The organism is Streptomyces sp. NPDC005374, from assembly GCF_042872225.1.
GTDB lineage: Bacteria > Actinomycetota > Actinomycetes > Streptomycetales > Streptomycetaceae > Streptomyces.
The window spans coordinates 14,763-38,935 of sequence record NZ_JBIAKA010000022.1; the positions used below are offsets into that span (position 1 = coordinate 14,763).

At 70.4% G+C, this 24,173-nt stretch carries 24 protein-coding genes; 15 read left to right on the forward strand and 9 right to left on the reverse strand.

Features of this window, described 5'->3' with window-relative positions; genetic code table 11:
* Positions 1–17 precede the first annotated feature (17 nt).
* Positions 18–497, forward strand: a complete 480-nt coding sequence (locus ACFYRX_RS40100; protein ID WP_389111376.1) for a GNAT family N-acetyltransferase — start codon at positions 18–20, stop codon at positions 495–497.
* Here the strand turns inward: ACFYRX_RS40100 and ACFYRX_RS40105 are convergent.
* Entirely contained in the window at positions 494–1,333 is an 840-nt protein-coding gene (locus ACFYRX_RS40105; RefSeq protein WP_389111379.1) for a sigma-70 family RNA polymerase sigma factor, read from the reverse strand. The two genes, ACFYRX_RS40100 and ACFYRX_RS40105, sit on opposite strands and share 4 nt — an antisense overlap.
* A gap of 144 nt (positions 1,334–1,477) precedes the next feature.
* The gene (arfB, locus tag ACFYRX_RS40110; protein ID WP_389111381.1) at positions 1,478–1,915 is read right to left on the reverse strand and encodes an alternative ribosome rescue aminoacyl-tRNA hydrolase ArfB; all 438 of its coding nucleotides are present in this window, start codon (positions 1,913–1,915) and stop codon (positions 1,478–1,480) included.
* A gap of 179 nt (positions 1,916–2,094) precedes the next feature.
* Between arfB and ACFYRX_RS40115 the strand changes: the two genes are divergently transcribed.
* Positions 2,095–2,670 (forward strand): TerD family protein, encoded by a 576-nt coding sequence (locus ACFYRX_RS40115; RefSeq protein ID WP_389111382.1) that lies wholly within the window; start codon positions 2,095–2,097, stop codon positions 2,668–2,670.
* A 134-nt stretch (positions 2,671–2,804) separates the two neighbouring features.
* Positions 2,805–3,590 carry an alpha/beta fold hydrolase gene (locus ACFYRX_RS40120; RefSeq protein ID WP_389111385.1) on the forward strand — a complete coding sequence of 262 codons (786 nt, stop codon included), beginning with the start codon at positions 2,805–2,807 and terminating at the stop codon, positions 3,588–3,590.
* Positions 3,591–3,607: 17 nt separating this feature from the next.
* Here the strand turns inward: ACFYRX_RS40120 and ACFYRX_RS40125 are convergent, their stop codons facing one another.
* A complete protein-coding gene (locus ACFYRX_RS40125; protein WP_389111388.1) occupies positions 3,608–3,877 on the reverse strand; it encodes a DUF397 domain-containing protein in 270 nt (89 codons plus the stop codon).
* Positions 3,874–4,728: a helix-turn-helix domain-containing protein gene (locus ACFYRX_RS40130; RefSeq protein ID WP_389111391.1), complete on the reverse strand. Its 855-nt coding sequence runs from the start codon at positions 4,726–4,728 to the stop codon at positions 3,874–3,876. The genes ACFYRX_RS40125 and ACFYRX_RS40130 overlap by 4 nt, the downstream gene beginning before the upstream one ends.
* 158 nt (positions 4,729–4,886) lie before the next feature.
* On the opposite strand from ACFYRX_RS40130, the gene ACFYRX_RS40135 reads away from it, so the two are divergent.
* The 4 genes from ACFYRX_RS40135 to ACFYRX_RS40150 all read left to right on the forward strand — a co-directional run bounded on the left by ACFYRX_RS40135 (position 4,887) and on the right by ACFYRX_RS40150 (position 7,367).
* Positions 4,887–5,348, forward strand: coding sequence for an ATP-binding protein (locus tag ACFYRX_RS40135; RefSeq protein ID WP_389111393.1), 462 nt, complete (start codon positions 4,887–4,889; stop codon positions 5,346–5,348).
* A gap of 202 nt (positions 5,349–5,550) precedes the next feature.
* Positions 5,551–6,414, forward strand: a complete 864-nt coding sequence (locus tag ACFYRX_RS40140; RefSeq protein WP_389111396.1) for a helix-turn-helix domain-containing protein — start codon at positions 5,551–5,553, stop codon at positions 6,412–6,414.
* A complete protein-coding gene (locus ACFYRX_RS40145) occupies positions 6,411–6,833 on the forward strand; it encodes a hypothetical protein (protein ID WP_389111398.1) in 423 nt (140 codons plus the stop codon). The genes ACFYRX_RS40140 and ACFYRX_RS40145 overlap by 4 nt, the downstream gene beginning before the upstream one ends.
* Positions 6,834–6,845: 12 nt before the next feature.
* Complete coding sequence (locus ACFYRX_RS40150; protein ID WP_389111400.1) at positions 6,846–7,367, forward strand: hypothetical protein; 522 nt, start codon at positions 6,846–6,848, stop codon at positions 7,365–7,367.
* Positions 7,368–7,396: 29 nt separating this feature from the next.
* On the opposite strand, the gene ACFYRX_RS40155 is transcribed toward ACFYRX_RS40150, so the two are convergent.
* The gene (locus ACFYRX_RS40155) at positions 7,397–8,320 is read right to left on the reverse strand and encodes a helix-turn-helix transcriptional regulator (RefSeq protein WP_389111403.1); all 924 of its coding nucleotides are present in this window, start codon (positions 8,318–8,320) and stop codon (positions 7,397–7,399) included.
* A gap of 288 nt (positions 8,321–8,608) precedes the next feature.
* On the opposite strand from ACFYRX_RS40155, the gene ACFYRX_RS40160 reads away from it, so the two are divergent.
* Genes ACFYRX_RS40160 through ACFYRX_RS40175 form a run of 4 tightly spaced genes read left to right on the forward strand, consistent with a single transcriptional unit; the run spans position 8,609 to position 13,636 of the window.
* On the forward strand, positions 8,609–9,148 hold the full coding sequence (locus ACFYRX_RS40160; RefSeq protein ID WP_389111405.1) for a (2Fe-2S)-binding protein: 540 nt from the start codon (positions 8,609–8,611) through the stop codon (positions 9,146–9,148).
* On the forward strand, positions 9,145–10,140 hold the full coding sequence (locus tag ACFYRX_RS40165) for an FAD binding domain-containing protein (RefSeq protein ID WP_389111408.1): 996 nt from the start codon (positions 9,145–9,147) through the stop codon (positions 10,138–10,140). The genes ACFYRX_RS40160 and ACFYRX_RS40165 overlap by 4 nt, the downstream gene beginning before the upstream one ends.
* 59 nt (positions 10,141–10,199) lie before the next feature.
* A complete protein-coding gene (locus tag ACFYRX_RS40170) occupies positions 10,200–12,383 on the forward strand; it encodes a xanthine dehydrogenase family protein molybdopterin-binding subunit (RefSeq protein ID WP_389111411.1) in 2,184 nt (727 codons plus the stop codon).
* A gap of 44 nt (positions 12,384–12,427) precedes the next feature.
* The gene (locus tag ACFYRX_RS40175) at positions 12,428–13,636 is read left to right on the forward strand and encodes an XdhC family protein (RefSeq protein ID WP_389111413.1); all 1,209 of its coding nucleotides are present in this window, start codon (positions 12,428–12,430) and stop codon (positions 13,634–13,636) included.
* On the opposite strand, the gene ACFYRX_RS40180 is transcribed toward ACFYRX_RS40175, so the two are convergent.
* Complete coding sequence (locus ACFYRX_RS40180; RefSeq protein ID WP_389111415.1) at positions 13,581–15,002, reverse strand: M1 family metallopeptidase; 1,422 nt, start codon at positions 15,000–15,002, stop codon at positions 13,581–13,583. The two genes, ACFYRX_RS40175 and ACFYRX_RS40180, sit on opposite strands and share 56 nt — an antisense overlap.
* Before the next feature lie 41 nt (positions 15,003–15,043).
* On the opposite strand from ACFYRX_RS40180, the gene ACFYRX_RS40185 reads away from it, so the two are divergent.
* On the forward strand, positions 15,044–15,544 hold the full coding sequence (locus tag ACFYRX_RS40185; protein WP_389111418.1) for a hypothetical protein: 501 nt from the start codon (positions 15,044–15,046) through the stop codon (positions 15,542–15,544).
* 62 nt (positions 15,545–15,606) lie between these two features.
* Here the strand turns inward: ACFYRX_RS40185 and ACFYRX_RS40190 are convergent, their stop codons facing one another.
* Together ACFYRX_RS40190 and ACFYRX_RS40195 are read right to left on the reverse strand one after the other, a co-directional pair.
* Positions 15,607–15,819 carry a hypothetical protein gene (locus ACFYRX_RS40190; protein ID WP_389111420.1) on the reverse strand — a complete coding sequence of 71 codons (213 nt, stop codon included), beginning with the start codon at positions 15,817–15,819 and terminating at the stop codon, positions 15,607–15,609.
* Positions 15,820–16,179: 360 nt separating this feature from the next.
* Positions 16,180–16,917: a pentapeptide repeat-containing protein gene (locus ACFYRX_RS40195; RefSeq protein ID WP_389111422.1), complete on the reverse strand. Its 738-nt coding sequence runs from the start codon at positions 16,915–16,917 to the stop codon at positions 16,180–16,182.
* Positions 16,918–17,062: 145 nt separating this feature from the next.
* Here ACFYRX_RS40195 and ACFYRX_RS40200 point away from each other — a divergent pair, with 145 nt between their 5' ends.
* The 3 genes from ACFYRX_RS40200 to ACFYRX_RS40210 are packed head-to-tail and all read left to right on the forward strand — an operon-like array spanning position 17,063 to position 20,796.
* Complete coding sequence (locus ACFYRX_RS40200; RefSeq protein ID WP_389111425.1) at positions 17,063–18,223, forward strand: NAD(P)-binding protein; 1,161 nt, start codon at positions 17,063–17,065, stop codon at positions 18,221–18,223.
* Between the two features lie 42 nt (positions 18,224–18,265).
* Positions 18,266–19,255 (forward strand): zinc-binding dehydrogenase, encoded by a 990-nt coding sequence (locus ACFYRX_RS40205; RefSeq protein ID WP_389111427.1) that lies wholly within the window; start codon positions 18,266–18,268, stop codon positions 19,253–19,255.
* A gap of 44 nt (positions 19,256–19,299) precedes the next feature.
* A complete protein-coding gene (locus tag ACFYRX_RS40210) occupies positions 19,300–20,796 on the forward strand; it encodes an MFS transporter (protein WP_389111429.1) in 1,497 nt (498 codons plus the stop codon).
* A 75-nt stretch (positions 20,797–20,871) separates the two neighbouring features.
* Here ACFYRX_RS40210 and ACFYRX_RS40215 read toward each other — a convergent pair whose 3' ends face one another.
* Positions 20,872–24,102 carry a Tat pathway signal protein gene (locus ACFYRX_RS40215; RefSeq protein WP_389111432.1) on the reverse strand — a complete coding sequence of 1,077 codons (3,231 nt, stop codon included), beginning with the start codon at positions 24,100–24,102 and terminating at the stop codon, positions 20,872–20,874.
* Positions 24,103–24,173: the final 71 nt, after the last annotated feature.

Below are 24,173 nucleotides of genomic sequence, written 5' to 3' on the forward strand. Positions count from 1 at the left end.
CGAACTAGGGTCCCCGGATGACCTCAGCGATCTCCATCCCCCGCCTCGAAGAGATCACACCCGGGAATTTCGCAACCGCCATCGGTATTCGGGTGCACCCCGAGCAGGAATTCGCGGTCTCCCCCGTGATGAAGTCCCTCGCCGAGGCATACGTGCATCCCGCGGGAGTGGCCTGGCCGCGCCTGATCGTCGACGGCGACCGCACGGTCGGCTTCCTCATGGCCTTCCTCGACATCGACTGGCACGCCGACGGCGGCAGCGTGCTCCGCTCCGGCCTGTGGCGGCTGAACATCGCGGCCGGCGAGCAGGGCATGGGCTACGGCCGTTTCGCGGTCGAGGCCGTCGCCGCGGAGCTGCGCCGCCGGGGCACGAAGGAGCTGTACGTCACCTGGCACGAGGGACCGCACGGCCCGGCGGACTTCTACCTGAGACTCGGCTTCCGCAGGACCGGGGAACTCAGCGACGGGGAGACCGTGGGAGTGCTCAGCCTCGACTAGACCAGGGTGACGTCGAGCCGGGCCGCCCGCTCCGGATCCGTGGTGATGTCGATCACGGCGATCCTGTCGTGTACGAACGTGAAGGCGAGCGTTCGCTCCAGGCGGCCGTCCCGGAGGACCGCGAGACCCGTGACGCCCTCGATGAGAGCGGGTACGGCGACGAAGGCCATGTGCGAGTAGCTGCTCGCTCCCTTGGCCACCGCCGACGCCCCCGTCGTCACCCCGACCTCCGTACGCACCACGACGTCCGGATCGAGGACCGCCAGCAGCCCGTCGAAGTCGCCCTCGCGCGCGGCGGCCAGGAAGGCGTCGACAACCTCCCGCTGCCGTACGAGATCGGCGTCCTGCGGTTCGGCGCCCTGCACCCGACGCCGCGCCCGGCTGGCGAGCTGGCGGGCGGCCGCGGGGGACTTGCCGACAACACCGGCGATCTCCTCGTACGGCACGGCGAACAGGTCGTGCAGGACGAACGCGAGCCGTTCGGGGGGCGTGAGGGTGTCGAGGACGACGAGGAGCGCGGCGCCGACGGAGTCCGCGAGCAGGGCGTCCTGCTCGGGCCCGGGCACGGCGTCCGCGACCGGCGCCTCGCCGTCCAACGGCTGCTCGCCCCGCGCCTTGCGCGACCGCAGCATGTCGAGACAGACCCGTCCCACGACGGTCGTCAGCCACCCCGCCAGATTGTCGACGCGCTCGGTGTCCGCCCGGCTCACCCGCACCCAGGCCTCCTGCACAGCGTCCTCGGCCTCGGCGGCCGACCCCAGCATCCGATGCGCGACCGCCCGCAGCCGTGCCCGGTGAGACTCGAACCGCTCGGCCAGGAAGTCGTCGTCACCCATGGATCACCGCTCTCGTCGTCACCGGCTGCCAGTCAGTTGACGAAAGAGAGGGGGGAGATGTGACACGCGTTTTAGGGGCGCGGGGAACTGCGCGACCAGCCACGACGGCGCGTCAGCCGATGAACAGCCCGATGCCCGGAGGCACTACCCCCAGTCCCGCCCCGTCCGCCCCCGCTTCGTGTCCGAGCGCTGCTTCTTCTCCCGAAGCCGACGTTCGTTGATCCCGCGAGGGATACGTGTCGCGCGGCGCGGCTTCGGCGGCGGCGCCGTGGACTCGGCGAGCAGCGCCGCGAGGCGCACGGCGGCGGTCTCACGGTTGCGCCACTGCGAACGGTGCTCGGAGGCGCGGACGGTGACGACGCCGTCGACGAGCCGCCCGGCCAGCCTCTCCAGCGCCCGCTGCTTCCACACCTCGGGCAGCGACTCGGTCCGCTCGACGTCGAAACGCAGCTCGACCTGCGTGTCACTGGTGTTGACGTGCTGTCCGCCGGGCCCGGACGACCGCGAGAAACGCCACATGAGCTCGGCCTCGGGGAGTGAGACGGAGCCGCGGATGACATAGGGACCGGACATGAGGTCCATGTTCCCGGCTCTGTCCGGTCCACGTCACCCGAATATCGCCGAGCCCCTCCCCGACTTGGTAAAGAAAGTAAAGACACGGGGAACCTTGGGCACCCCTCGCGGCGTTCATACGGGTAGCTGTAGCTTCAAGGCCGTACCGCCGTACATAGACGTCTTAACGAGGGAAGGACTCCCAAACCATGGCTGTAAGCCTGTCCAAGGGTGGCAACGTCTCGCTCACCAAGGAGGCTCCGGGCCTGACCGCCGTCACCGTGGGCCTCGGCTGGGACGTCCGCACGACCACCGGCACCGACTTCGACCTCGACGCCTCCGCGATCGCGGTCAACACCGAGGGCAAGGTCTACTCGGACGGCCACTTCGTCTTCTTCAACAACAAGGAGACCCCGGACAAGACCATCGTCCACACCGGCGACAACCGCACCGGTGAGGGCGCGGGCGACGACGAGGCGATCAAGGTCAACCTCGCCGGCCTCCCCGCCGACATCGACAAGATCGTCTTCCCGGTCTCGATCTACGACGCGGAGAACCGCTCGCAGAACTTCGGCCAGGTCCGCAACGCCTACATCCGCATCCTGAACGAGGCCGGCGGCGCCGAGATCGCGCGCTACGACCTCTCCGAGGACGCGGCGACGGAGACGGCCATGGTCTTCGGCGAGCTGTACCGCAACGGCGCGGAGTGGAAGTTCCGCGCGGTCGGCCAGGGCTACGCCTCCGGCCTGGTCGGCATCGCCACGGACTTCGGCGTCAACGTCTGACGTTCGCTGCGCTGAGCTGAACCGAGCTGAGCGGGAGCCCCTGGTCGTACCGGCCGGGGGCTCCGGCGTTCGCAGTCGTCTTCCGAGACGCTAATGCGGTGGCCCGTGCGGTGCTGAGCTGCGAGTATCTGCCGATGCTTACCCTTGCCGACGAACTCGGCCATCTTTCATACACGGTCACCGGCGAAGGTTCGCCCGTCGTACTCGTGCACGCGGGCGTCGCCGACCACCGCATGTGGGACGCGGTCGTGCCCGCCCTCGCGGAGCGGCACACAGTCATCCGCTACGACCTGCGCGGTTTCGGCGAGTCCGCACCCCCGGCCGGTCCGTTCAGCGAGACCGACGACCTGCGCCGCCTCCTGGACCACCTCGGCCACGAACGCGTCCGGCTCATCGGCGCGTCCTGGGGCGGCCGCGTGGCCGTGAACTTCACTCTCACCCACCCGGACCGGGTGCGGTCCCTGGCGGTGCTCGCCCCGCCGTGGCCGGGATATGACTGGTCGGCGGAGATGATCGCGTACGACGAGGCGGAAACCGCAGCCCTGGCCGCGGGCGACCTGGACACCGCAGTCCGCGTGAACCTGGACATGTGGCTGCGCGGGCCGGCCCGCAGCTGGGAGGAAGTCGCCCCGGAACTGGCCGGACAACTCCGCACCCCGGTACGGACGTCGCTGGTGAACCAGGACACCGTCGGAGAACACTCCCAAGGCGGCGCAGAAGGCGACATCGGCACGATCACCGTTCCCACACTGGTCGGGATCGGCAAGCTCGACGTCGCCGACTTCCAGGACATCGCCCGCCGGTACGCCACCGAGATCCCCGGTGCCACCCTCGTCGAGTTCCCCACCGCGGCCCACCTCATCGCACTGGACGCGCCCACCGAACTCACCGCGGCACTCCACCCGTTCCTGGCACGCTGACGCACGGTCGGTCGTTTCTACGCCTGCGAGACGAACGCGGTCCAGGCGGCTGGGGTGAGGGCGAGGCGGGGGCCGGCTGCGTCGTCGTTCTTCGAGTCGCGGACGTGGATGGTGCGGGGGGCTACCGCGATCTCGACGCAGGACTCGCCGTCATTGCCGCCGCTGTAACTGCTCTTGAACCAGTCCAGTGCGATCTCGACGCAGGAGTTGCCATCGGTGCCGCTGCTGTAACTGCTCTTGAACCACATCAGCTCGGAGGCGTCCCCTGCAGCGATCTTGCGGATCATGTCTCTCCCAGCAGTTGCTCGATGAAGGCCAGCGACTCCCATGAGGAGAGCGCCTGAGCCCGGATGGTGCCATACCGCAGTTCAAGAATGCGGAGTTGTTTCGGGTCGGTGATGGGGCGGCCGTTGAAGGCGCCGTCCGAACGCCCCACTGCCGTTCCGTCCGGAAACTTCAGCAGCTCGATCTTGCCGTCCAGGCCCGGGTGGGCATCACGATCGGTCGGCATGACCTGAAGCGTGACGTTGCGCAACCTCCCCACCTCCAGCAGACGTTCGAGCTGCTGCTGCCACACCATTGTGCCCCCGACCGGTCGCCGTACCACCGCCTCCTCCAACACGAAGTGGAGGGACGGGGCCGGGTCACGCTGGAAGACCGACTGCCGGGCCAAGCGGGCGGTCACCATGCGCTCCACGTCGTCCCGCGAGTACGGCGGCTGAGCCGCCTCGAAGAGGGCCCGCGCGTGATCCGTCGTCTGCAACAACCCATGGACGCTGTTGCACTCATACACCCCGATCTCCACCGCCTGCCCCTCCAACTTGGCCAGCTCCCGAACCTTCTTCGGATACCGGACCTTCCTCACGTCCTCCTTCATCGCGGAGATGAGCCCACCCGCCCCCAGGACCTCGTCGGCCCTGTCCAGATAGTCGAGCCGAGGGATCCGCTTCCCGCCCTCGACCTTGTAGACCAGGTCCTCCCCGTACCCGACGGCCTCACCGAACTCGCCGGCCCGCATCCCCACGGCCTCGCGCCGTAGCTTCAGTTGCCGTCCGACGGTCGCGATCACCGCGACACCCCACTCGTCGTCCGGATCGACCTCCCACCCAGGGTCGACCGTCTCGCCGTCCACGCTCATCTCCCGCGCCCCTCCGCCGTACGTCCGTGTCCGCGACTGCCCCTACCCGTACGTCCGCCCCCGACAGCCCGGACACGACCGGACAAGCTCCGGACAGTCACCGTACGCATCGGTGTCGTCACTGTTCACGGTAAGCACCGGCGGCCACGCTGAGTGACGTGAATCAAGAAACCGCCGTCATCCGCAACTTCAGCGTCCCGCTGTCCCCCACCCCGCGTGGAGCCCGCCTGGCCCGGCTGCTGGCCGGCGAGCAACTGCGTGAGTGGGGACTCCCGTTGCACCCGGCGGAGCACATCGTGGCGGAGCTGGCGGTGAACGCGGCCACGCACGGCAGGGTCCCGGGGCGCGACTTCCGCCTCACGCTGTACGTCGTAGGCCACACCCTGCGCATCGAGGTCACGGACACCCGGGGTGACCGTCTGCCCCGCGCCGAACTCCCCGCACCGGACGCCGAGTCGGGCCGGGGTCTCGTTCTGGTGGACGCGCTCGCCGACCGGTGGGGCGTGGCGCCGGGGCCGCGTCCACGCAAGACGGTGTGGGCGGAACTCGACCTGAAACCGGATCCCGGAAACCCGTACGTCGGTGGTGGGGGCGGCCTTTTCCAAGGAACTCATGGGTGAAAGAACCCCGACCAAACCCACCCCTCCTCCCGCCTCGCGGTCGGCTCACTCTCACGAGTGAACATCGCCAACTCAGCTGGATTTCGCCCCGGTTGCCTGCCCTACAGTCAGCCCCAACACAACCGCAGACATGCAACGGCCCTCGCAGGGACTGCAATCCCGATGCGAGGGCCTGACCACCAAGGAAGAAACAGGCTTCCCGATGGATACCCAAAACCCTAGCGCGCCCTCGCGCGCCCGGTCCCGTGTTGCCGCCAAGAACCACCCGAACCGGGACCCCGAAGCCGAACCCGGCGGCGGTCTGCTCCACGACCACACCCGCCACACCACCCGCTTCACGGTGATCGGCAACCACCTCAGCCAGCACCCGGAGCTGTCGCTGCTGGCCATCGGCCTGGCCACACACCTCCAGTCGCTGCCGCAGGGCGCCTGCGCCGACATCAAGTTCCTGGCCGACCGCTTTCCCGAGGGCCGGGACCGGATCGCCGCCGCCCTGCGCGAACTGGAGGCCCACGGCTACCTGCGTCGCGAGCGGCGCCGTATCCCCGGCGGCCGCATCGTCACCCGCACGGTCTCCTGCAACCAGCCGAAACAGCACCGCACAGCCCCGGCACGAAGGGCAGCACCGCCCGCGCACGACACTCCGCGCTCCGAGAAACCGTCCCTGCGCGCCGTACCGCAGCCCGCCTGCCCTTCCCCGGGGCTCCTCCAGAAGGCCACCGACCTCCTCGCGGGCCTGCGCCGCATCGACTCCCGCCTGCCCCTCTCCGCCCGGGACACCGGCCACCTCGCCCCGGGAGTCGCCGCCTGGCTGGAACGGGACGTCACCCCCACCGCCGTACGCGACGCCCTCACCGCCGACCTGCCTCCCGACGGCCCCCGCCACCCCGCGGCCTTCCTGGCCCACCGGCTGACCGACCTGCTGCCGCCCCCACCGCCCCCGTTCCGGCCGCTCGGCGCGGCACCACCAGCCGTCCTCCACCCGTTCCAGGACTGCGACGGCTGCACCCGCGTCTTCCGCGCCCCCGAACCGGGCCGCTGCCGCGACTGCCGTGCCGCACCATGACGGGCACCCCGGGCGACGGCCGGCGAGCCACCTCTCACCACCGGTACCGCGCCATGCGGGACTTCGTGCAGTCCCTGGACGACACCGTGCCCGGCAGGTTCGAGATCACCAAGAAGGGGATCGTTCACGACATCACAGCGGGCGTCGGTCGGCATGAACTCACCGCCGCGTGCAGCCCCGACAACGACTGGGTCGGCAAGGTCCGCGACTACCCCCTGATCGGCATCCCCGTCTACGCGATCTTCGACCCCCGCACCGGCACCGGCGCCGTCCTCACCGACATCCACCCCACCCCCGAAGGCCCCCGCTACGCCACCCGCAAGGACTTCGTCTACGGCGAGGACGTCACCATCGCCGACTGGACCATCTCCACGGACGGTCTGCCGCGCTACACGGCTGATGAGGGACGGCGTGGCTGAGACGATGCCTCGGTGAACTCCTTCTCGTATGACCGGCCGCCCCTCCAGGAGCCCAGACCCGCCGAGCCCGGTGAGTGGCCGGAATTCGAGGCCACACTCGCCGTGGTCAATCGCGACGTGACGGCGACCCTGCCCGGTCAGGACCCGCTGATACTGATGGTCGCCCCGTCCTGGCAGCCGCTGCCTCCGAACGGGATCGACAGGGGCTTGGTCTTCGTGGCGATGCCGGACGGCCGTTGGCAGGGCAACGCGGTGAACGCGGACCTGGAGGAGGGCGACCCGCCGGAGCCGGACGATGCGATGACGGCGCTGAGCCTGGTCGCGGGGGCGGCGCAGGACACGATCATGGAGCTGCTCTGGCAGGCCTGGCCGATCTGCCTGGAGCACAAGGTCGGAATGCACCTTCGTCCCGCAGGGACCACTGACGACTGGCACGGGGGCGAAACGGACACGTCGAACCCAGAGGTGTGGTGGTGCCGCGGCAGCCGTGACGGCACCTGCCACGACGTCTCCCTGGTGGGCGAGTTGGGATGATTCTCGGAGGAGCGAGCATCGGAAGTGCATCAAGCAGTGTGTGTCGGCGGCATCCCGGCTCCCGCCCTTGTCGCGTCGGTGCCCCAACTGGCCAGCAGTCTTAGGGCCTCCGCCGACGGGGAGCCCGGTTCGGCGTGGTACGTCAGCAGCATCTGTTCATGGGCGTCGGCCAGGTGGAACGCCTCGAGGCGTAGATCGAGTTCGCCGACGAGCGGGTGGTGCAGGCGCTGGACGCCGCGGCACTTCTCCGTGACGTCGTGGGCGGCCCACAACTGCCTGAACTCCTCGCTCTTCACGGAGAGTTCGCCCACCAGCGCGGACACCTGGCGGTCGTTCGGATGGGTGCCGGCGTACATGCGCAACTGAGAGACGACGTCGTTCGCTTTGTGCTCCCAGTCCACGAACAGGTCGCGGTACCGGGGCCTGAGGAACACCAGCCGCGCCCAGTTCCGCTCCTGCTCGGGCAACTCGGCCCAGTCGCCGAAGACCGCCGCGGTCATCCGGTTCCAGGCGAGGATGTCCGAGCGCGGCCCCACGAGGATCGCCGGGACGCCGTCCATGGCGTCCAGCAGCGTCCGCAGGTGGCTCCGCACCTGCTGGGTGCGGGCGGCCGGCTTCCTCTTCTGCCGCTTCGGCTTCGCCAGGTGCGTGAGGTGGGCGTGCTCGGCGTCGCTCAGCCTGAGCGCGTGTGCGATGGCGTCGAGGACCTCCGCGGACACGTGCTGCCCGTTGCCCTGCTCCAGGCGCGTGTAATAGGCCACTGACACCCCGGCCAGCTGCGCCAGCTCCTCGCGGCGCAGCCCCGGCACCCGCCGGTACCGTCCGAAGCTCCGCAGCCCCACATCCTCCGGCTTCAGCCGGGCCCGCCGGGTGCGCAGGAACTCACTGAGCTCGGCACGCGGGTCCAGAGCGCCGACGGCGGGCTCGAGCACCGGTTCGGGGTGTTCGTCCATACCTTGAGTATCTACGTTCGGACGCACACCAGCCTGACCCAACCAGTGGTAGGCATCGCAGGCGTAGGCAAAGCCGTGGCCTGGATGGACGCGGGCCCGGCCGGGACGCTGGCCACCGCGTGCCCGGCCGGAAGGCAGCCGGGCGCGGAACCTCAGCTGGAGGAACTCACCCCACCGGAAAAAAGATCACCCTTCGTGAGCATGGCCAGGCAGAACGCGGGTTCCAGGCCGCAACGCGAAGTTCCAGGCCGCAGGCCAGAGTCCTTCTGATCCAGCCCCTTGTGCCTGATGGCGCCCCCCTTTAAGAGAACGAGCCCTCGGGTGAACCGGAGGAATGACACGGTGGAGATAGAGCTGCGGATCAACGGATCCGCCCGACGGTTGGACGTCGCACCGCAGGTGAGCCTGCTCGACGCGCTGCGCGAGTACCTGGGCCTGACCGGCACGAAGAAGGGCTGTGACCAGGGCGCGTGCGGGGCCTGCACGGTGCTGGTGGACGGTCGGCGGATCAACGCCTGCCTGGCGCTGGCGGTGCAGTACCAGGGCCGTGACATCACGACCGTCGAAGGGGTCGACCACCCGCTGCAGGCGGCGTTCGTCCGCGCGGACGGATTCCAGTGCGGCTACTGCACGCCGGGCCAGATCTGCTCGGCGATCGGGATGCTCACCGAGCACAAGGAGGGCGCGCCCAGCGCGGCGACCGAGCACCTCGCCGACAGCGGCGGGGAGCTGGACGAGGCGGAGATCCGGGAGCGGATGAGCGGCAACCTGTGCCGCTGCGGCGCCTACAACGGCATCGTCGCGGCGATCAAGGAGGTCGCGAAGTGAAGTCGTTCTCTTACGTCAGCGCACCGGACACGGCCACGGCGCTGCACGCGATCACGGACGGCGAGGACGTGAAGTTCCTCGCGGGCGGCACGAACCTCGTCGACCTCATGCGGGAGGGCATCGAGCATCCGTCGACGGTCGTGGACATCACCCGCCTGCCGCTGACCGGGATCGACCAGCTCCCCGACGGCACCCTCCGCGTCGGGGCGCTGGTCACCAACAGCCGGCTCGCGGCCGACCCTGTCATCCGTGCCCGCTGTCCGGTGCTGGCGCAGGCGATCCTGCTGGGGGCGTCCGCCCAGCTGCGGAACATGGCGACCGTGGGCGGCAACCTGCTGCAGCGCACCCGGTGCATGTACTTCTACGACGAGACGTCGGCGTGCAACAAGCGTGTGCCCGGCAGTGGGTGTGACGCGATCGGCGGGTTCTCCCGGGGCAGCGCGGTGCTGGGGGCGAGCGAGCACTGCAACGCGACGCATCCCTCGGACATGGCGGTGGCGCTGGTGATGCTCGACGCCGTCGTCGAGGTGGAGAGTGTGCGCGGCGTGCGGCGTATCCCGGTCGCCGAGTTCCACCGGCTGCCCGGCGACACTCCCCACATCGAGACGGTGCTGGCCTCCGACGAGCTGATCACAGCCGTAGAACTGCCGCCGGTGCCGGTCGCGGCGCACTCGCGCTACCGCAAGGTCCGCGACCGCGCGTCCTACGCCTTCGCCCTCGTCTCCGTCGCCGCCGCGCTGGCCGTAGAGGACGGCGTGGTCACCGAGGTGCGGCTCGCGCTGGGCGGTGTCGGCACCAAACCCTGGCGCGCCACCGAAGCCGAACGCGCGCTCCTGGGCCGGCCGGCGACCGAGGAAGCCTTCCGGCGGGCGGCGGAAGCAGAACTCGCCGCCGCGGAGGGCGGGCCGCAGAACACCTTCAAGATCGAACTCGCGCGGCGCACGATCGTGGCGACCCTGCGGCAACTGCTGACCGAGGGGAGCGCCGCCTGATGCCGAACTCAACTCCCACGTCAGGAGCGACCGGGCCGTACGGAAGAAGGCAGGGCGGCATGACCACGATCGGACAACCGCTCGACCGTGTCGACGGCGGCGTCAAGACGACCGGTGCCGCGAAGTTCGCGGCCGAGCACTCCTATCCCGGCCTCACACACGCCGTACTCGTGCACGCCACCATCAGCCGAGGCCGCGTCACCGCCCTGCACACCGATGCGGCGAGCGCGGTGCCGGGTGTGATCGCCGTCCTCACCCACCTCAACGCGCCCCCCATGAAACCGGCGCAATTGCCCGGAACATTCAACTTCGCCGGTCTGTTCTCCGGGACCTCGGTGAACTACCTGCAGACCGACGAGGTGCACTGGGAGGGGCAGCCGATCGCGGTGGTCGTCGCGGAGACCTCCGCCGCCGCCCGGGAGGCGGCCGCACTGGTGCGCGCCGAGTACGCCGTCACCCAGTCCTCGGTGGACTTCGAGGGGGCCGAACACGACGCACAGCCGCAACCGAACGATTCGTTCTTCCCCCGGGGAGCAAGCAGGGGTGATGCGGAGGCGGCGCTGGCCACCGCGCAGGTGTCGCTGGACCTGCGGTACACCACCGCGCAGCACAGCCACAACGCGCTGGAGCTGCACGCCACCATCGCGGTCTGGGACGGCGACCGGCTGACCGTTCACGACGCGACGCAGTCGATCGACTGGTTCCGCACCCACCTCGCGCTGCGGTTCTCCGTGCCCAGGAGAGACGTACGGGTGCTGGCGCCCTTCGTCGGCGGCGCTTTCGGCGGCAAGTTCGCGATCTGGCCCGGCACCATTCTCGCGGTGCTGGCGGCCCGGGCGACCAAGAGGCCGGTGCGGCTGGTGCTGTCGCGGGAGGCGGTCTACCGCACGGTGGGCGGACGCACCCCGTCCATCCAGCGGGTCGCGCTGGGAGCGGACCGTGACGGCAGGCTGACCTCGCTGTTGCACACCAGCGTCACCCGCGCCAGCGAGATCGGCGGTAATTTCGAGCAGGTCACCGGTGTGTCCCAGCATCTGTACGCGGCCGAGAACATCCTCGCGCGGCACGACCGTGTCCAGATGGACCTGCTGCCCAGCACCTTCATGCGGGCGCCGGGCGAGGCGATCGGCACCTTCGCGCTGGAGTCGGCGATCGACGAGCTGGCCTATGAGCTGGGCATGGACCCGATCGCGCTGCGCCTGCGCAATGACACCGCGGTCGACCCGATCGACGGCAAGAAGAAGTTCTCCCACCGCAAGCTGCCCGAGCTGTATGCACTGGGTTCGGAGCGGTTCGGCTGGCACGAGCGCAACCCCGAACCGCGCTCGACGCGCGAGGGACGGTGGCTGGTCGGGACGGGTGTGGCCACGGCGTTCCACCCGGCGCTGATGATGCCGGTCAACGTCACGGTCCGGCTGTCGGCCGACGGCAGCGTGCTGGTGCGCTGCGCCTTCCAGGAGATGGGCATGGGCGCGGCCACGGCTCAGGCCCAGATCACGGCCGACGCGCTGGGTGTGCCGTTCGACGCCGTGCGCGTGGAGTACGGCGATTCCGATCTGCCGATGGGGCCTGCCGCCGCTTCCTCCGTCCAGACCGCGAGCACCGCCGCCAGTGTGCTGCAGGCGTGCGAGGAGCTGAAGCAGACGCTGAAGTCCATGGCCCGCAAGACCGGCGGCGAGAGCCACGAGGAGATTCTCCGGCGCGCGAAGGTGCCGCACGTCGAAGCCAAAGTCGGGTCGGAGACGCGGCTCGGCCGGATCGCCGGGCGGGCACGGTTCCTCCCGGGCTTCCTGCTCGGGGCCCAGCGGTTGATCAAGGCTGCCTCCGGTGTGCAGTTCTGCGAGGTGCGCGTGGATGCCGAAACCGGTGAGACACGGGTGTCGCGCTGGGTCGGCGTGTTCGACATCGGCAGGGTGATCAACGCGAAGACGGCGGCCAGCCAGGTCCGCGGCGGCATCGTGATGGGCCTGGGCCTGGCGACGGCCGAGGAGACCCTCGTCGACCCGCGCAACGGACGGATCATGAACCCCAGCCTGGCTGAGTACCACGTCCCGGTGCACGCCGACATCCCGCCGATCGACGTGTCCTTCCTCGACGAACCGGATCCGAACACACCCCTCGGCATCCTCGGCGCGGGCGAGGTGGGTGTCACGGGTGTCGGCGCGGCCGTCGCGAACGCCGTGTACCACGCGACCGGCAAACGGGTGCGGGACCTGCCGATCACGCTGGACAAACTGCTCTGAAGCGAGGGCGGTTCGCCCAATCCCTCCTCCAGAAAGGCATGCACGTGCTGGACATCGCGGACGAGCTGAACCGGTGGCTCGAGGAAGGACGCGCCTTCGCCGTGGCCACCGTCGTGGCCGTCAGCGGCAGCGCGCCGCGAGGTCCGGGCGCCGCGCTCGCCGTCGACGCCGACGGCACCGCCATCGGGTCCGTCTCGGGAGGCTGCGTGGAGGGCGCGGTCTACGACCTGTGCGTTCAGGCCCTTGCCGACGGCCAGGTGGTGCGTGAGCGGTTCGGCTACAGCGACGAGGACGCCTTCGCCGTAGGACTGACCTGCGGCGGCGTCCTCGACATCCTGGTCACCCCGGTGCCCGCCGACGCGCCCGGCAGGAAGACGTTCCGGATGGCCCTGGCGGCTGCCGCCCGGGGCGAGGCGGTGGCACTCGCCCGCGTGGTCCGCGGCCCGGCAGAGCTCCTCGGCCGGGCGCTGGCAGTCCGCCAGGACGGCTCCTACGAAGGCGAACTCGGCGGACGTCCCGACCTGGACCGTGCCGTCGTCGGCGAAACCCGCTCCCTGCTGAACGCCGGCCGCACCCGCACTTTCGACATCGCGCGGGACGGCTCCCCCTGCGAGCCGGACCTGACCGTGTTCGTCGAGTCGAGCGTGCCGCCGCCCCGCATGCTCGTCTTCGGCGCCATCGACTTCGCCACGGCGCTCGTACGCGTGGGCAAGTTCCTCAGCTATCACGTCACCGTGTGCGACGCCCGGCCCGTCTTCGCCACCCGGGCACGCTTCCCCGACGCCGACGACATCGTGGTCGACTGGCCACACCGCTACCTGCGCCGCACCCGGACCGACGACCGCACCGTGGTGTGCGTCCTCACCCACGACGCCAAGTTCGACCTACCCCTCCTGGAAACGGCCCTGCGCCTGCCGGCCGCCTACATCGGTGCGATGGGCTCCCGCCGCACCCACCAGGACCGCGACCGCAGACTCCGCGAAGTCGGCCTCACCGAAGCCGAACTGACCCGCCTGCACTCACCCATCGGCCTCGACCTCGGCGCCCGCACGCCCGAGGAGACCGCCCTGTCCATCGCGGCCGAGATCGTCGCCGCCCGCCACGGCGGAACAGGGCTTCCCCTGAGCGACTCACAGATCCCGATCCACCATGACCGAACCGACCTCCCTTCCGGGGAGGGTGGTCGCGCCCCGTCGGCTACGCCCGCTCCGGCTTGCCGTCCCCGTACAGCCAGTCGTCCCAGATCGGGGTGAAGTCCTTGTCGGGTGCCTGGTGTTCGACGTACGTCGTGAAGTCGTCGGTGTCCGCGTTGCCGTGTCGGTGGGCGGCGGCCCAGCCCCGGACGAGCGCCGCGAACGCCTTGTCGCCGACGGTCTGCCGGATCTTGTGCAGGACCATCGCGCCGCGCTGGTAGACGGGGCTGTCGGAGAGGTGCGCGGCGCTCGACGGCTTCGCGGGCGGGAAGTCCCAGAGGTCGTCGTAGACGTCGTCGCCGTGGTCGTAGAGCGCGTCGAAGGTCTGCTGGGCGCTGTCGCCGCCGTGGTCCTCGGTCCACAGCCACTCGGCGTAGGTCGCGAAGCCCTCGTTGAGCCACATGTCGCGCCAGGTCTTCGGGGTGACCGAGTCGCCGAACCACTGGTGGGCCAGCTCGTGGACGAGCGTCCCGGTGTCGGGGGTACCGGGGAAGTAGGGGCGGTTCTGGGTTTCCAGGGCGTATCCGGCGTCGCCCTGGCGGTCGACGATCGCGCCGGTGGAGGAGAAGGGGTACGGGCCGAAGGCGGCCTGGGCCCACTTCATGATCCCGGGGAGCTGCGCCAGCACCTTCCGGCTCGCGGCGGCCTCGGACGGGTCGACGGCCGTGTACACGGGCAGGCCGCCATCGGAGGCGCCCTCGATGCCGGGGATGGTGGAGCGCCGGATGTCGTAGTCGCCGATCGCGAGGGTGGCGAGGTAGCTCGCCATGGGTTCGGCGGTGTGCCAGGTGGACGTCGTACGGCCGCCGCTGGTCCTGGACGCGGTCAACTCACCGTTGGAGACGGCCTGGAGGCCCTCGGGGACGGTGATGGTGAGGTCGTAGGGCGCCTTGTCGGAGGGGTGGTGGTTGCCGGGGAACCAGGCCATCGAGCCGGTCGGTTCACCGAGGGCCACCGCGCCGTCCTCGGTGGGCAGCCAGCCCTCCTCGGAGCCGTCCGGGTCGGTGATCGTCCTTGGGGTGCCGGAGTAGCGGACGGTCACCCGGAAGGTGCGGCCCTCGTCGAGGTCGTCGTGCGGGCGCACGGTCAGTTCCTGGCCGGTGCGGTTCCAGCGGGCCTTGTCGCCGCCGACGGTGACGCTCTTGACGTCGAGGCCGTCGAGGTCGAGGTCGAAGGCGGACAGGTCGTCGGTGGCTCGGGCGGTGAGGGTCGCGGTGCCGGACAGCCGGTTCCCGTCCGGGTCGTAGGCGAGGTCCAGGGCGTAGTGGGTGACGTCGTAGCCGCCGTTGCCCGACTTCGGGAAGTACGGGTCGCGCGGGCCGGAGCCGCCCGGGGTGCCGTGCACGCCGCCGTCGCACGCGGTCAGCGCGAGGGCTCCCACCAGGAGCAGGGCGGTGGCGGGGACGAGCTGCGCGGATCGGGACACGGCGGTGATCCTACGGTCAGGCGCGTGACACCATCGGCTCCGTGCTCGACATCGGCTACGCCCTCTCCAACCGCTTCCCGGACCCCCCGCAGACCGACTACCGCCGCGCGGACGTCCACGCGCTGCGGCACGACCTGTTCTGCGGGGACGTGTATCTCGCCGACACCAAGGAAGACCGGGAACTGTCCACAGCCTGGGGATGGGTGCCGGTGCTCGACTTCGCGTGGGCGCTGTGCGACATCGTGGAACACCTCGACCGCGACCCCGCGGGCTCCCGCGCGTCCCGCCCCCAGCACGCGGAACTCGACTTCACCGAGTCCACGGACCGCATGCTCTTCGAGCGCCGCTTCGGGTGGGTGGACATCGAGGCCGACTGGATGCCTGTGGAGGAGCCCCCGCTCACCTTCTCCCACACGGATCTGCGCCGCGAGGCCCGCGACTTCCTGCACGACCTCATCGCCGACCTCGTCGACCTCCACGACGACCTGGGCGAGAACCCGGCGATCTGGACACTCCAGGCACGGTTCCCGCGCATGTCGTGACGCCGTTTGAGGAACTTTCCTCTGATGACAACCCTGTGTGGCCGTCCCAGCGCCCTCATGGTTCAGCGCAGGAAATCGCACTCGTCGACGGTGCGTGTCGGTGGTGTGCCGAGGAAGACTTCGGGCGAGGCGAGGCCGTAGGAGATGTTGTACGTGTCGAGTCGGTATGACCACGGCCCGCCCTCGGTGCCGATGAACCGGTAGTTGATCCGCCATTGCAGCCACTGCCCGGGGGCGAGTCGGACCGCCGGAGGGCGGCGGTTGCGTCGTGGCATGCTGAAGATCGTCATCTCTGGTGGATGGACTCGTAGCAGTCCGTCGGCGTCGCGAAGAACGAGGCCGGGATCCGACAGGTCCTGCTCGGACATCTTCGGTCTGAACGCGTCGGACTCCCGCATGACGACCTCGTGCAGGCCGGACTTCAGGCCAAGCGGGAGTGGGAACACTGTGGGGGCTGCGTTTCGCGCGGCGGCCCCGGCCCCGCCCCGGGACGCCTTCGTCCATGACGTGCGTACTCGTTGAACGACGACATCCATGGAGCCGATCATCGGGTATGTCGCTGCGCCACCGCCACTGTGATTGTCGTGGTCGGGTTCAGCGAGACAGCTGTCATTCAGGGAAACCGCCCCTCCCCCTCACTCCACCCGGATCCCCACCTCCGCCGCCAACACCGGTGCCAGGTCCAGTAGTTGAGACGGGCTGATCACCGCCCCCGCCAGCCGGTCGATCCCGCGGGCGATCTCCAGTGAGGCCGCCCCGCGCAGGTCGACGTCCTTGAGGGTCGCCGCTGTGAGGTCCGCTCCCTTCAGGGCGCAGTCCACGAACTCCACGCGCTCCAGCCGGGCGCCCCCGAAGTCCGGTTCCACCAGCACGCAGCCCTCGAAGACGACGTCCTTCAGCCTGGCCGTGCGCAGGTTCAGGTAGTCGATCTTGCCGCCGCGGATCACCACCCGTTCCAGCACCGCACCGTGCAGCTGGACGCCGCCGAGGCGGGCGTCGACCAGCTCGACGTCACGGAGGGTCGACTCCGCGAGGTCGGTGCCCACCCCCCGTATGCCGGTGAGGACCGAGTCGAGGAAGCGGGCGTGGTGGAGCCGGGTCTCGTCCAGCGCGCAGCTTCTCAGCGCGCAGTCCATGAAGCGGGCCCCCGCCCCGTCCTGCCCCACGAAGTCCACTTCCAGGAACTCCAGCCCGTCGTAGTCCCCGTCCGGCTCCAGCTCCCCTCCCCCGAATGCCCCGAAGGGCTCCAGCGGCGGCAGCCGCACCTCCGGCCGCCGCGCACCCTTCACCCGCGAGCCGGCCGCCGCACCCGCCGTACCCGAGCCCCCCGACTCACCGGACCGGCCCGCTCCACCCGTCGCTTTCCTCGCCATGCCCCCATCCTGCACCCCGCCACTGACAATCCCCCGTGACATCCACCCTGACCTGCGAGAACACCCCTCCATGTCACATTCCGGTGCCCTCAGTCAGTCATACCGGCGAGACACGCGAATCCCGAGCAGAGGGAGACCCCCAGCCATGCACCGCATCACCGTCGTCGGCGGTGGCCTCGCCGGACTGACCGCGGCGATCACCGCCGCAGAGGCGGGCGTCAAGGTCACCGTGTACGAGGCCCATCACACGCTCGGCGGCCGGGCCCGCACCGCCGAGGCGCCGTACCGCACCAACGACGGTCCGCACGCCCTCTACAACGGCGGGCCGCACTGGTCCTGGCTCCAGCAGCGCGACCTCGTCGGCCCGTTGGCCCCGCTGCCTCCCCTGGAGGCGGCCCGGCTGCGACTCAGGCACAAGGGCATCCTGCGCCGCACCCCGCCCTTCGCCATGCTCAAGCTGCTCCGCCGCAGCGCCCAACGCGCCCCCGTCGACGTGGACTTCATGTCGTGGGCGACCGAGCAGGCGGGCGAGGAGGGTGCCCGGGCCGCCGCCCACTACTCCGCCGTCGCGCTCTTCCACCACGACCCGGGCGCCCTGTCCGCCGCGTTCGTGCAGGAACGGCTGCGGCGCGCGACCAGGCTGCCGCCCGAGGCGCACTACCCGCGCGGCGGCTGGGCCGGCGTCGTGGACCGGATGGCCGCCCGCGCCTGGAACCTGGGCGTCCGGATGGAGACCCTGTCCCGCGTCGACACCCTGCCCACCGACAGCCCGGTCGTCGTAGCCACCTCCCTCGACGCGGCCCGCAGGCTCCTCGGCGACGACTCGCTGACCTGGCCGAGCGGCCGTACGGCACTCCTCGACCTCGCCCTGCGCACCCGGCGCGGTGACGCCTTCGCCGTATCCGACCTCGACTCGCCCGGTTGGATCGAACGGTTCACCGCCCAGGACCGCACCCTGGCACCCGCGGGCGAACAGCTCCTCCAGGGGCAGATCCCGATCGCCCCGCACGAGAGCAGGGCCGACGGCGTCGCGCGTGCGGAGCAACTGCTCGATCTCGCCTTCGAGGGCTGGCGCGAGCGCGTGACCTGGCGGAGCGAGTCCGTCGCGAACGGCCGTACCGGAGCCGTCGACCTGCCCGGCACGAGCTGGCGCGACCGGCCCGCCGTCGACCGGGGCGACGGCGTCTACCTGGCGGGCGACCAGGTCGCGGCGCCCGGGGTGCTGTCGGAGGTGTCCTTCACCAGCGCGCTCACCGCCGTATCGCTGGCACTGGGCCGCAACGCCCTTGACCTCAAGCATGCTTGAGGTCGAAGAGTGGTCCCCCTGACGACACAGGGAGTTCTCCTCATGCACGCCATCCGCCTGCACTCCTTCGGCCCCGCCGGGAACCTCACCTACGAGAGCACCGACGATCCGCTGCCCGGCCCCGGCCAGGTCCGTATCGCCGTACGGGCGGCCGGAGTCCACCTCCTGGACACCGCCCTGCGCGAGGGCCGGCAGGGCCCGCTGCCGAAGCCGACCGCGCTGCCCACGATCCCCGGCCGCGAGGTCGCCGGCACGGTCGAGTTCCTGGGGGACGGCGTCGCCGCGCTGTGGCTCGGCAAGCGCGTGGTCGCGCACCTCGGCTTCGCCCCGGGAGGCTACGCCGAACTGGCCGTCACCGAGGTCGAGCGCGTCCACGAGATCCCCGGCAACCTCGACTTCGCCCAGGCCGTCGCCATGATCGGCACGGGCCGTACGGCGATGGGGATCCTCCAGTTCACCGAGCTCGGCCCGGACTCCGTGGTCGTGATCCCGGCGGCGGCCGGAGGCATCGGCACCCTGCTCGTGCAGTACGCGAAGAACGCGGGAGCCACCGTCATCGGCCTCGCGGGCGGTCCGCAGAAGGTCCGCCTCACCGAGAAGAACGGCGCCGACCTCGCCGTCGACTACACCGACCCCGCGTGGCCGGACGCGGTCCGCGCCTTCCTCGGCGGCCGGTCCGTCACCGTCGTCTTCGACGGCGTGGGCGGGAAGGTCGCCCGCGCGTGCGTCGGCCTCCTCGGCCACGAGAACCGGACCGGCCGGCACATCGTCTTCGGCTGGTCCGGCGAAGGCATCCACGACGGCCGGCCGTACCTCGTCGAGGGCCTGTCCGAGCAGGTCCTCGGGCCCGTCATGATGCGGAAGGCCGGCGGACCCGACCCCATTCGCACGCTCGAACTGCGCGCCCTCACCGAGGCCGCCGCGGGCCGCCTGACGCCCGCCGTACAACGCTTCCCCCTCGCCGACGCGGCGGCCGCGCACCGGGCCCTGGAAACGCGCGGCACAACCGGAAAGGTGGTCCTGGAGCCATGACACGCCCAGATGCGACTCACACCGATTCATGGTCTTCTGGCCGGGTGAGCGTCACCCGGTCGGCCCAATCAGCCGAACAGACGGACCCCCGCCGCTGGTGGGGTCTGGTGGTCATCGCCCTCGCGCAACTCATGGTCGTCCTCGACGCCACGATCGTGAACATCGCGCTCCCCTCCGCGCAGCGCGACCTCGGCATGTCCGACGGCAACCGGCAGTGGGTCATCACCGCCTACACACTGGCCTTCGGCGGTCTCCTCCTCCTCGGCGGCCGCATCGCCGACCTGGTCGGCCGCAAACGCACCTTCGTGATCGGCCTGGTCGGCTTCGCCGCCGCCTCCGCACTCGGCGGCGCCGCCACCGGCTCCGGCATGCTCTTCGCCGCCCGCGCCCTCCAGGGCGTCTTCGCCGCCGTCCTCGCCCCCTCCGCGCTGTCCCTGCTGACCACGACCTTCACCGACCCGAAGGAGCGCGGGAAGGCCTTCGGGATCTACGGCGCCCTCGCCGGCTCCGGCTCGGCGATCGGGTTCATCGTCGGCGGCCTGCTCACCGAGTACCTGAACTGGCGCTGGTGCCTGTACGTCAACGTGCCCATCGCAGTCGCCGCCGTCATCGGCGCCCTCGTCCTGCTGCACGACCGCCCCGGCCACGCGGGCGCCCGTCTCGACGTGCCCGGCGTCCTGCTGGGCTGCGGCGGCCTGGTCGCGATCGTCTACGGCTTCAGCGAGGCCCAGCCCCGCGGCTGGAGCGACCCCCTCGTGCTGACGCTGATCGTGGGGGGCGTCGTACTCCTGGCGGCCTTCGTGTGGTGGCAGTCCCGGGCGCGCACACCCCTGCTCCCGCTGCACATCGTCAAGGACCGCAACCGTGCGGGCTGCTTCCTGACCATGGGGCTCGCCGTCATCGGCATGTTCGGCCTGTTCCTGTTCATGACCTACTACCTGCAGGTCGTGCTCGCCTACTCCCCCGTCCGCACCGGCCTCGCCTTCCTGCCGATGACCGCCGCGATCATCGTCGGCTCCACGCAGATCTCGGCCCGGCTGATGAACCACGTCGCGCCGCGCATGCTCATGGCCCCCGGCATGGTCCTCGCGGCGGGCGGCATGCTGGTCCTGACGCGGATGACCGTGAACAGTTCCTACGCCACCGAGATCCTGCCCGCCCTGCTCCTGATGGGCCTCGGCATGGGCCTCACCTTCATGCCGGTGTTCTCCACCGCCACCGCGGGCGTCGCCCCGCAGGACTCCGGAGTGACCTCGGCGACCGTCAACACCGCACAGCAGGTGGGCGGTTCCATCGGTACGGCACTGCTCAACACGATCGCCACCACCAGCAGCACCGCCTACGTCGGCGCCCATCTGGCCGGTTCCTCGCAGAAGGCCCTGGTCGTCAGGGAGGGTGTCGTGCACGGCTACACCGTCGCCATCTGGTGGGCCGTCGGCATCATGCTCCTGGCCGGCCTGGTGGCGGCCCTGATGGTGACGACGAAGCCGCCGAAGCAGGGGGCGCCCGCCCCGGCTCCGCTGCCGGAATCCGTGGCCTGAACGCGAAGGGGCGGCCCGGGTCCTTCCGGGCCGCCCCTCTCCACCGGCACCGAAGGCCGGCCGGTTCAGTTCACTTCACTTCGCGACCGCCTTCGTCGCCTTGCTCACCGCCGACCCGTCCTTGTGACCGGTGCGGTGCGCGACCACCTTCACGGTGATCTTCTTGCCCTTCTGGGCGGTCTTCAGCACCAGCGAGGACTTGGTAGCCCCGCTGATCACCTTGCCGTTCGCGTACCACTGGTACGCGTACGACGTCGGCGCCGGAGTCCATGTCCCCTTCGACGCCTTCAGCGTCCTGCCGACCTTCGCCGTTCCGCTGATCACCGGCAGCTTGGTCGCCTTGGGCGCGTCCCCCTTGGCCACGGTCACCGCGCCCGAGGTCCCCGTCCCGCTCTTCCACCCGCTCCTGACCGCGGTGACGGTCACCGTGAGCTTCTTCCCGACCACCGGGGCGGCAACGGTGTAGGTGCTCGCGGTGGCCCCGCTGATCGCGGTGCCGTTCGCCTTCCACTGGTACGTGTACGACGTCGGCGTCGCCGACCAACTGCCCGGCGCCGCAGTCACCTTGGCGCCGGTCTTGACCGTCCCGGTGATCTTCGGGGCCGCCGTGTTGGTGAGCTGGGGCTCGGTGACGGTGAAGGTGCCGCGTTGGTACTGGCAGCACGTGGTGGACACGCTGACGCTCCAACTGCCCGCGGCCGCGCCCGTCAGGTCGAGGGTCGCCGTCAGCGTCCTGTTGTCCGCCGAGACGGAGTCCGTCGTGGCGGTCAGGGTCGTGCCGCTCCGCGTCAGCCGGACCGTGGCGTTCGCCGGCAGCGCGGTACCGGTCACCGTGAAGGTGACCTTGCTCCCCGCGACCCCGGTGGCGGGGCCCACCGAGGCGACACTCACCTGGTCCAAGCCGCAGAGCGTGCGCGTGCAGGTCAGCTTCGCGCTGTAGGCGGTACTGGACGCCTTGTCCGGCAAGCCGAGTACGAACACACTCGGGCTCGGCGCCGAGGTCCAACCGCCCGCCGAACACTGCCAGGTCGGCGATATGTACTGCGAACAGTCGTTGGTCCACGACGTGCTGTAAAGCGCCGGAACCATCCTCGCACCCGCGCCGGTGGTGTCCTTGACGACCACGTCGAAGTTGTCCTTCCCGGCCGTCGGCAGCACCGCGCACACCGCGTTGTGCTGCTCGTCCAGCGTGCCGGTGACCGGCCCGTAGCCGTACGACACCGCCGACACCCTCGTGCACTCCGGCGCCGGACCGTCCGCCGTCGCGATCCGCAGGGCGTCCAGGTGGTACTCGGGCGCCGCCTTCCGCGTGACCGGGGTCTCCACGAGGACTTGGTAGGCAGTGGACCCGGTGGCCCCGCAGGAGTCGTTGCCGTACGAGCACTCGTAGTCGCCGTCCGGGCCGAACACGGCGAGGTCGGCGGTGCCCAGCGCGTCCCGCAGGTTGACATGCAGCACGTCGGTGGCCGCGCCGGTGGTGATCTGGTGGCAGGTCAGGGTGCCCGGCTCACCGGACGCCGCGGCCAGGGACGGCCCGCCGACCTTGGTCGCGGCGCTCTTCGCACAGCCCACCGAAGTGGCACTCGCGGTCACATCCCGCCGGGCCAGCGTGTACGAGGCGGTCGCGTCGTAGCCGGTGACCAGCACGGTGTGGGCCTGGCCGGCGGTCAGCGAGCAGATCACCCAGCCGCTGCCGGTGGCGGGGTAGCCGCAGACGTTCCTGCCGGTCGCGTCCACGACGGCGAACTTCGCGGTGGCACCACCTGAGGTCTTCACCAGCTGGAGGACCTCCGCACCGGTGTGCGCGTCGGCCGGAATACTCAGGCACCGCGAGAAGACGCCGTCACCCGTGCCGAACGTGGCCTTCGCACCGTCGGCGGAGAAACCGCCGACGGGCAGCACCGGGCAGTCGTTCCCGCCGTCGGTGCGGTGGAAGGCGATCGCGTACGGGCCCGTCGCCCCATCGCCCACGCCGTCGGAGTGCACCAGCGCCCGGTAGGGGGCCGTACCGGTCAACGCACAGTTACCGTCGGCAAGTGCGGTCCCTATGCACTGCCCTTTGCCGTTCGCGTCGTAGACCTGCACCTGCGCGTCAATGCCGGACGCGCCGAGCGGCGTGAGCCCGGCGACATGGGCGCCCTGCGGCATGTCCAGCGCCAGGCAGTCGTACTGCCCGACCGTCCGCAACTCACCCCGGTACACACCGGCCTCGGCGGTGACGCACCCCGCGTCGGAGGCCAGATCGAGGACGAGGAGGTCGTCCGGCGACGCGTAGGTGATGATCCCGGTGTAGGTGCCCGCGGCCGGCAGACGGCATGGGTCACCCTCCTCGCAGGCGATCTTCCCGTCCGCGCTGTACACACGGACCCGGTCGGCGGAGTAGTCGTCCACGGAGTGCACGACGTACTGGCCCGCCTTGCCGACAGTGAAGGTGAAACAGGTGTTGGTGCCGTAGTCCAGCTCCGTGAGCGCACCGAAGGGACGCACGGACGCGGTACGGCAGCCCTGCGGGTCGGACAGCGACCGCACGAAGACTCCGTACTCGGCGGGGAAACCCCGCTCCGCTTCCGTCACCTGCGACACCACCCGGTAGGGGCCGTCACCGGGCAGCACACAGCTGCGGGTGTCCTCGTCGTCCTCGGTGACGCGCGGGCATATCCAGGCGCCGGTCTCGTCGGTGATCCACGCGAGGCTGCTGCCGTAGTACGTCGTCCTGTTGGTCAGGAGGACGCGCTCGCCGGGCTTGCCCTCGAACTCCTGGCAGTCGACCTCCAGTTCACCCACGGTGGTCCGGTTCACCGGCTCGAGGTCCCAGCTCGTGCCGATGGGATCGAAGCAGCCCGGAGTGTCCGCGCCGAGCGGGACGACGGTGAACGAGGCGTCGGTGGCCCAAGTCCGGTCGTTGACGACCTTGAACGTGTAGGTGCCGGCGGCCGGCACCTGGCACCGGCCGTCCCGCGACGCCCGTTCGTCGTAGCAGTCGATTGCTGTGCCGTCGGCGTCGTACAGCGTCGCGTTCGCGGGGTTGCTCCGCTGTTGCGACACCAGATACAGACCGGCCGCCGGGACCGTCATCGTGAAGCAGGTGCTGCTCTCGGCCGGGAGCGTGGCCTTGTTGACCGCGTCCCCGGGATCCCCGAAGGACGCGAGCACGACCGGCGCGCACTCCTCGTCGGCGAGGTCGGCGGCGAGCACCGGACTCGCCCCGGTCAGAGTCAGCAGCGAGGCGAACAGCGCGACGACAGCGGCGAAGACGGCAACCCGTCTCCGCCTTCCGCCAGGCGGACAGGAGTCATCGACGGACAAAGGATCCCCCCTGGATCAGTAAAACGTTGAGGCGATAGTGACACAGGGGTCCGACAGCACCACGTGAGTTA

What these genes read in the sequence shown, in the direction of transcription:
- ACFYRX_RS40100 (WP_389111376.1), top strand. Translation starts at nt 18, where the DNA reads ATGACCTCAGCGATCTCCATCCCCCGCCTCGAAGAGATCACACCCGGG.
- ACFYRX_RS40105 (WP_389111379.1), bottom strand. Translation starts at nt 1,333, where the DNA reads ATGGGTGACGACGACTTCCTGGCCGAGCGGTTCGAGTCTCACCGGGCA.
- arfB (WP_389111381.1), bottom strand. Translation starts at nt 1,915, where the DNA reads ATGGACCTCATGTCCGGTCCCTATGTCATCCGCGGCTCCGTCTCACTC.
- ACFYRX_RS40115 (WP_389111382.1), top strand. Translation starts at nt 2,095, where the DNA reads ATGGCTGTAAGCCTGTCCAAGGGTGGCAACGTCTCGCTCACCAAGGAG.
- ACFYRX_RS40120 (WP_389111385.1), top strand. Translation starts at nt 2,805, where the DNA reads ATGCTTACCCTTGCCGACGAACTCGGCCATCTTTCATACACGGTCACC.
- ACFYRX_RS40125 (WP_389111388.1), bottom strand. Translation starts at nt 3,877, where the DNA reads ATGATCCGCAAGATCGCTGCAGGGGACGCCTCCGAGCTGATGTGGTTC.
- ACFYRX_RS40130 (WP_389111391.1), bottom strand. Translation starts at nt 4,728, where the DNA reads ATGAGCGTGGACGGCGAGACGGTCGACCCTGGGTGGGAGGTCGATCCG.
- ACFYRX_RS40140 (WP_389111396.1), top strand. Translation starts at nt 5,551, where the DNA reads ATGGATACCCAAAACCCTAGCGCGCCCTCGCGCGCCCGGTCCCGTGTT.
- ACFYRX_RS40145 (WP_389111398.1), top strand. Translation starts at nt 6,411, where the DNA reads ATGACGGGCACCCCGGGCGACGGCCGGCGAGCCACCTCTCACCACCGG.
- ACFYRX_RS40155 (WP_389111403.1), bottom strand. Translation starts at nt 8,320, where the DNA reads ATGGACGAACACCCCGAACCGGTGCTCGAGCCCGCCGTCGGCGCTCTG.
- ACFYRX_RS40160 (WP_389111405.1), top strand. Translation starts at nt 8,609, where the DNA reads ATGGCGCCCCCCTTTAAGAGAACGAGCCCTCGGGTGAACCGGAGGAAT.
- ACFYRX_RS40170 (WP_389111411.1), top strand. Translation starts at nt 10,200, where the DNA reads ATGACCACGATCGGACAACCGCTCGACCGTGTCGACGGCGGCGTCAAG.
- ACFYRX_RS40190 (WP_389111420.1), bottom strand. Translation starts at nt 15,819, where the DNA reads ATGCCACGACGCAACCGCCGCCCTCCGGCGGTCCGACTCGCCCCCGGG.
- ACFYRX_RS40195 (WP_389111422.1), bottom strand. Translation starts at nt 16,917, where the DNA reads ATGGCGAGGAAAGCGACGGGTGGAGCGGGCCGGTCCGGTGAGTCGGGG.
- ACFYRX_RS40200 (WP_389111425.1), top strand. Translation starts at nt 17,063, where the DNA reads ATGCACCGCATCACCGTCGTCGGCGGTGGCCTCGCCGGACTGACCGCG.
- ACFYRX_RS40205 (WP_389111427.1), top strand. Translation starts at nt 18,266, where the DNA reads ATGCACGCCATCCGCCTGCACTCCTTCGGCCCCGCCGGGAACCTCACC.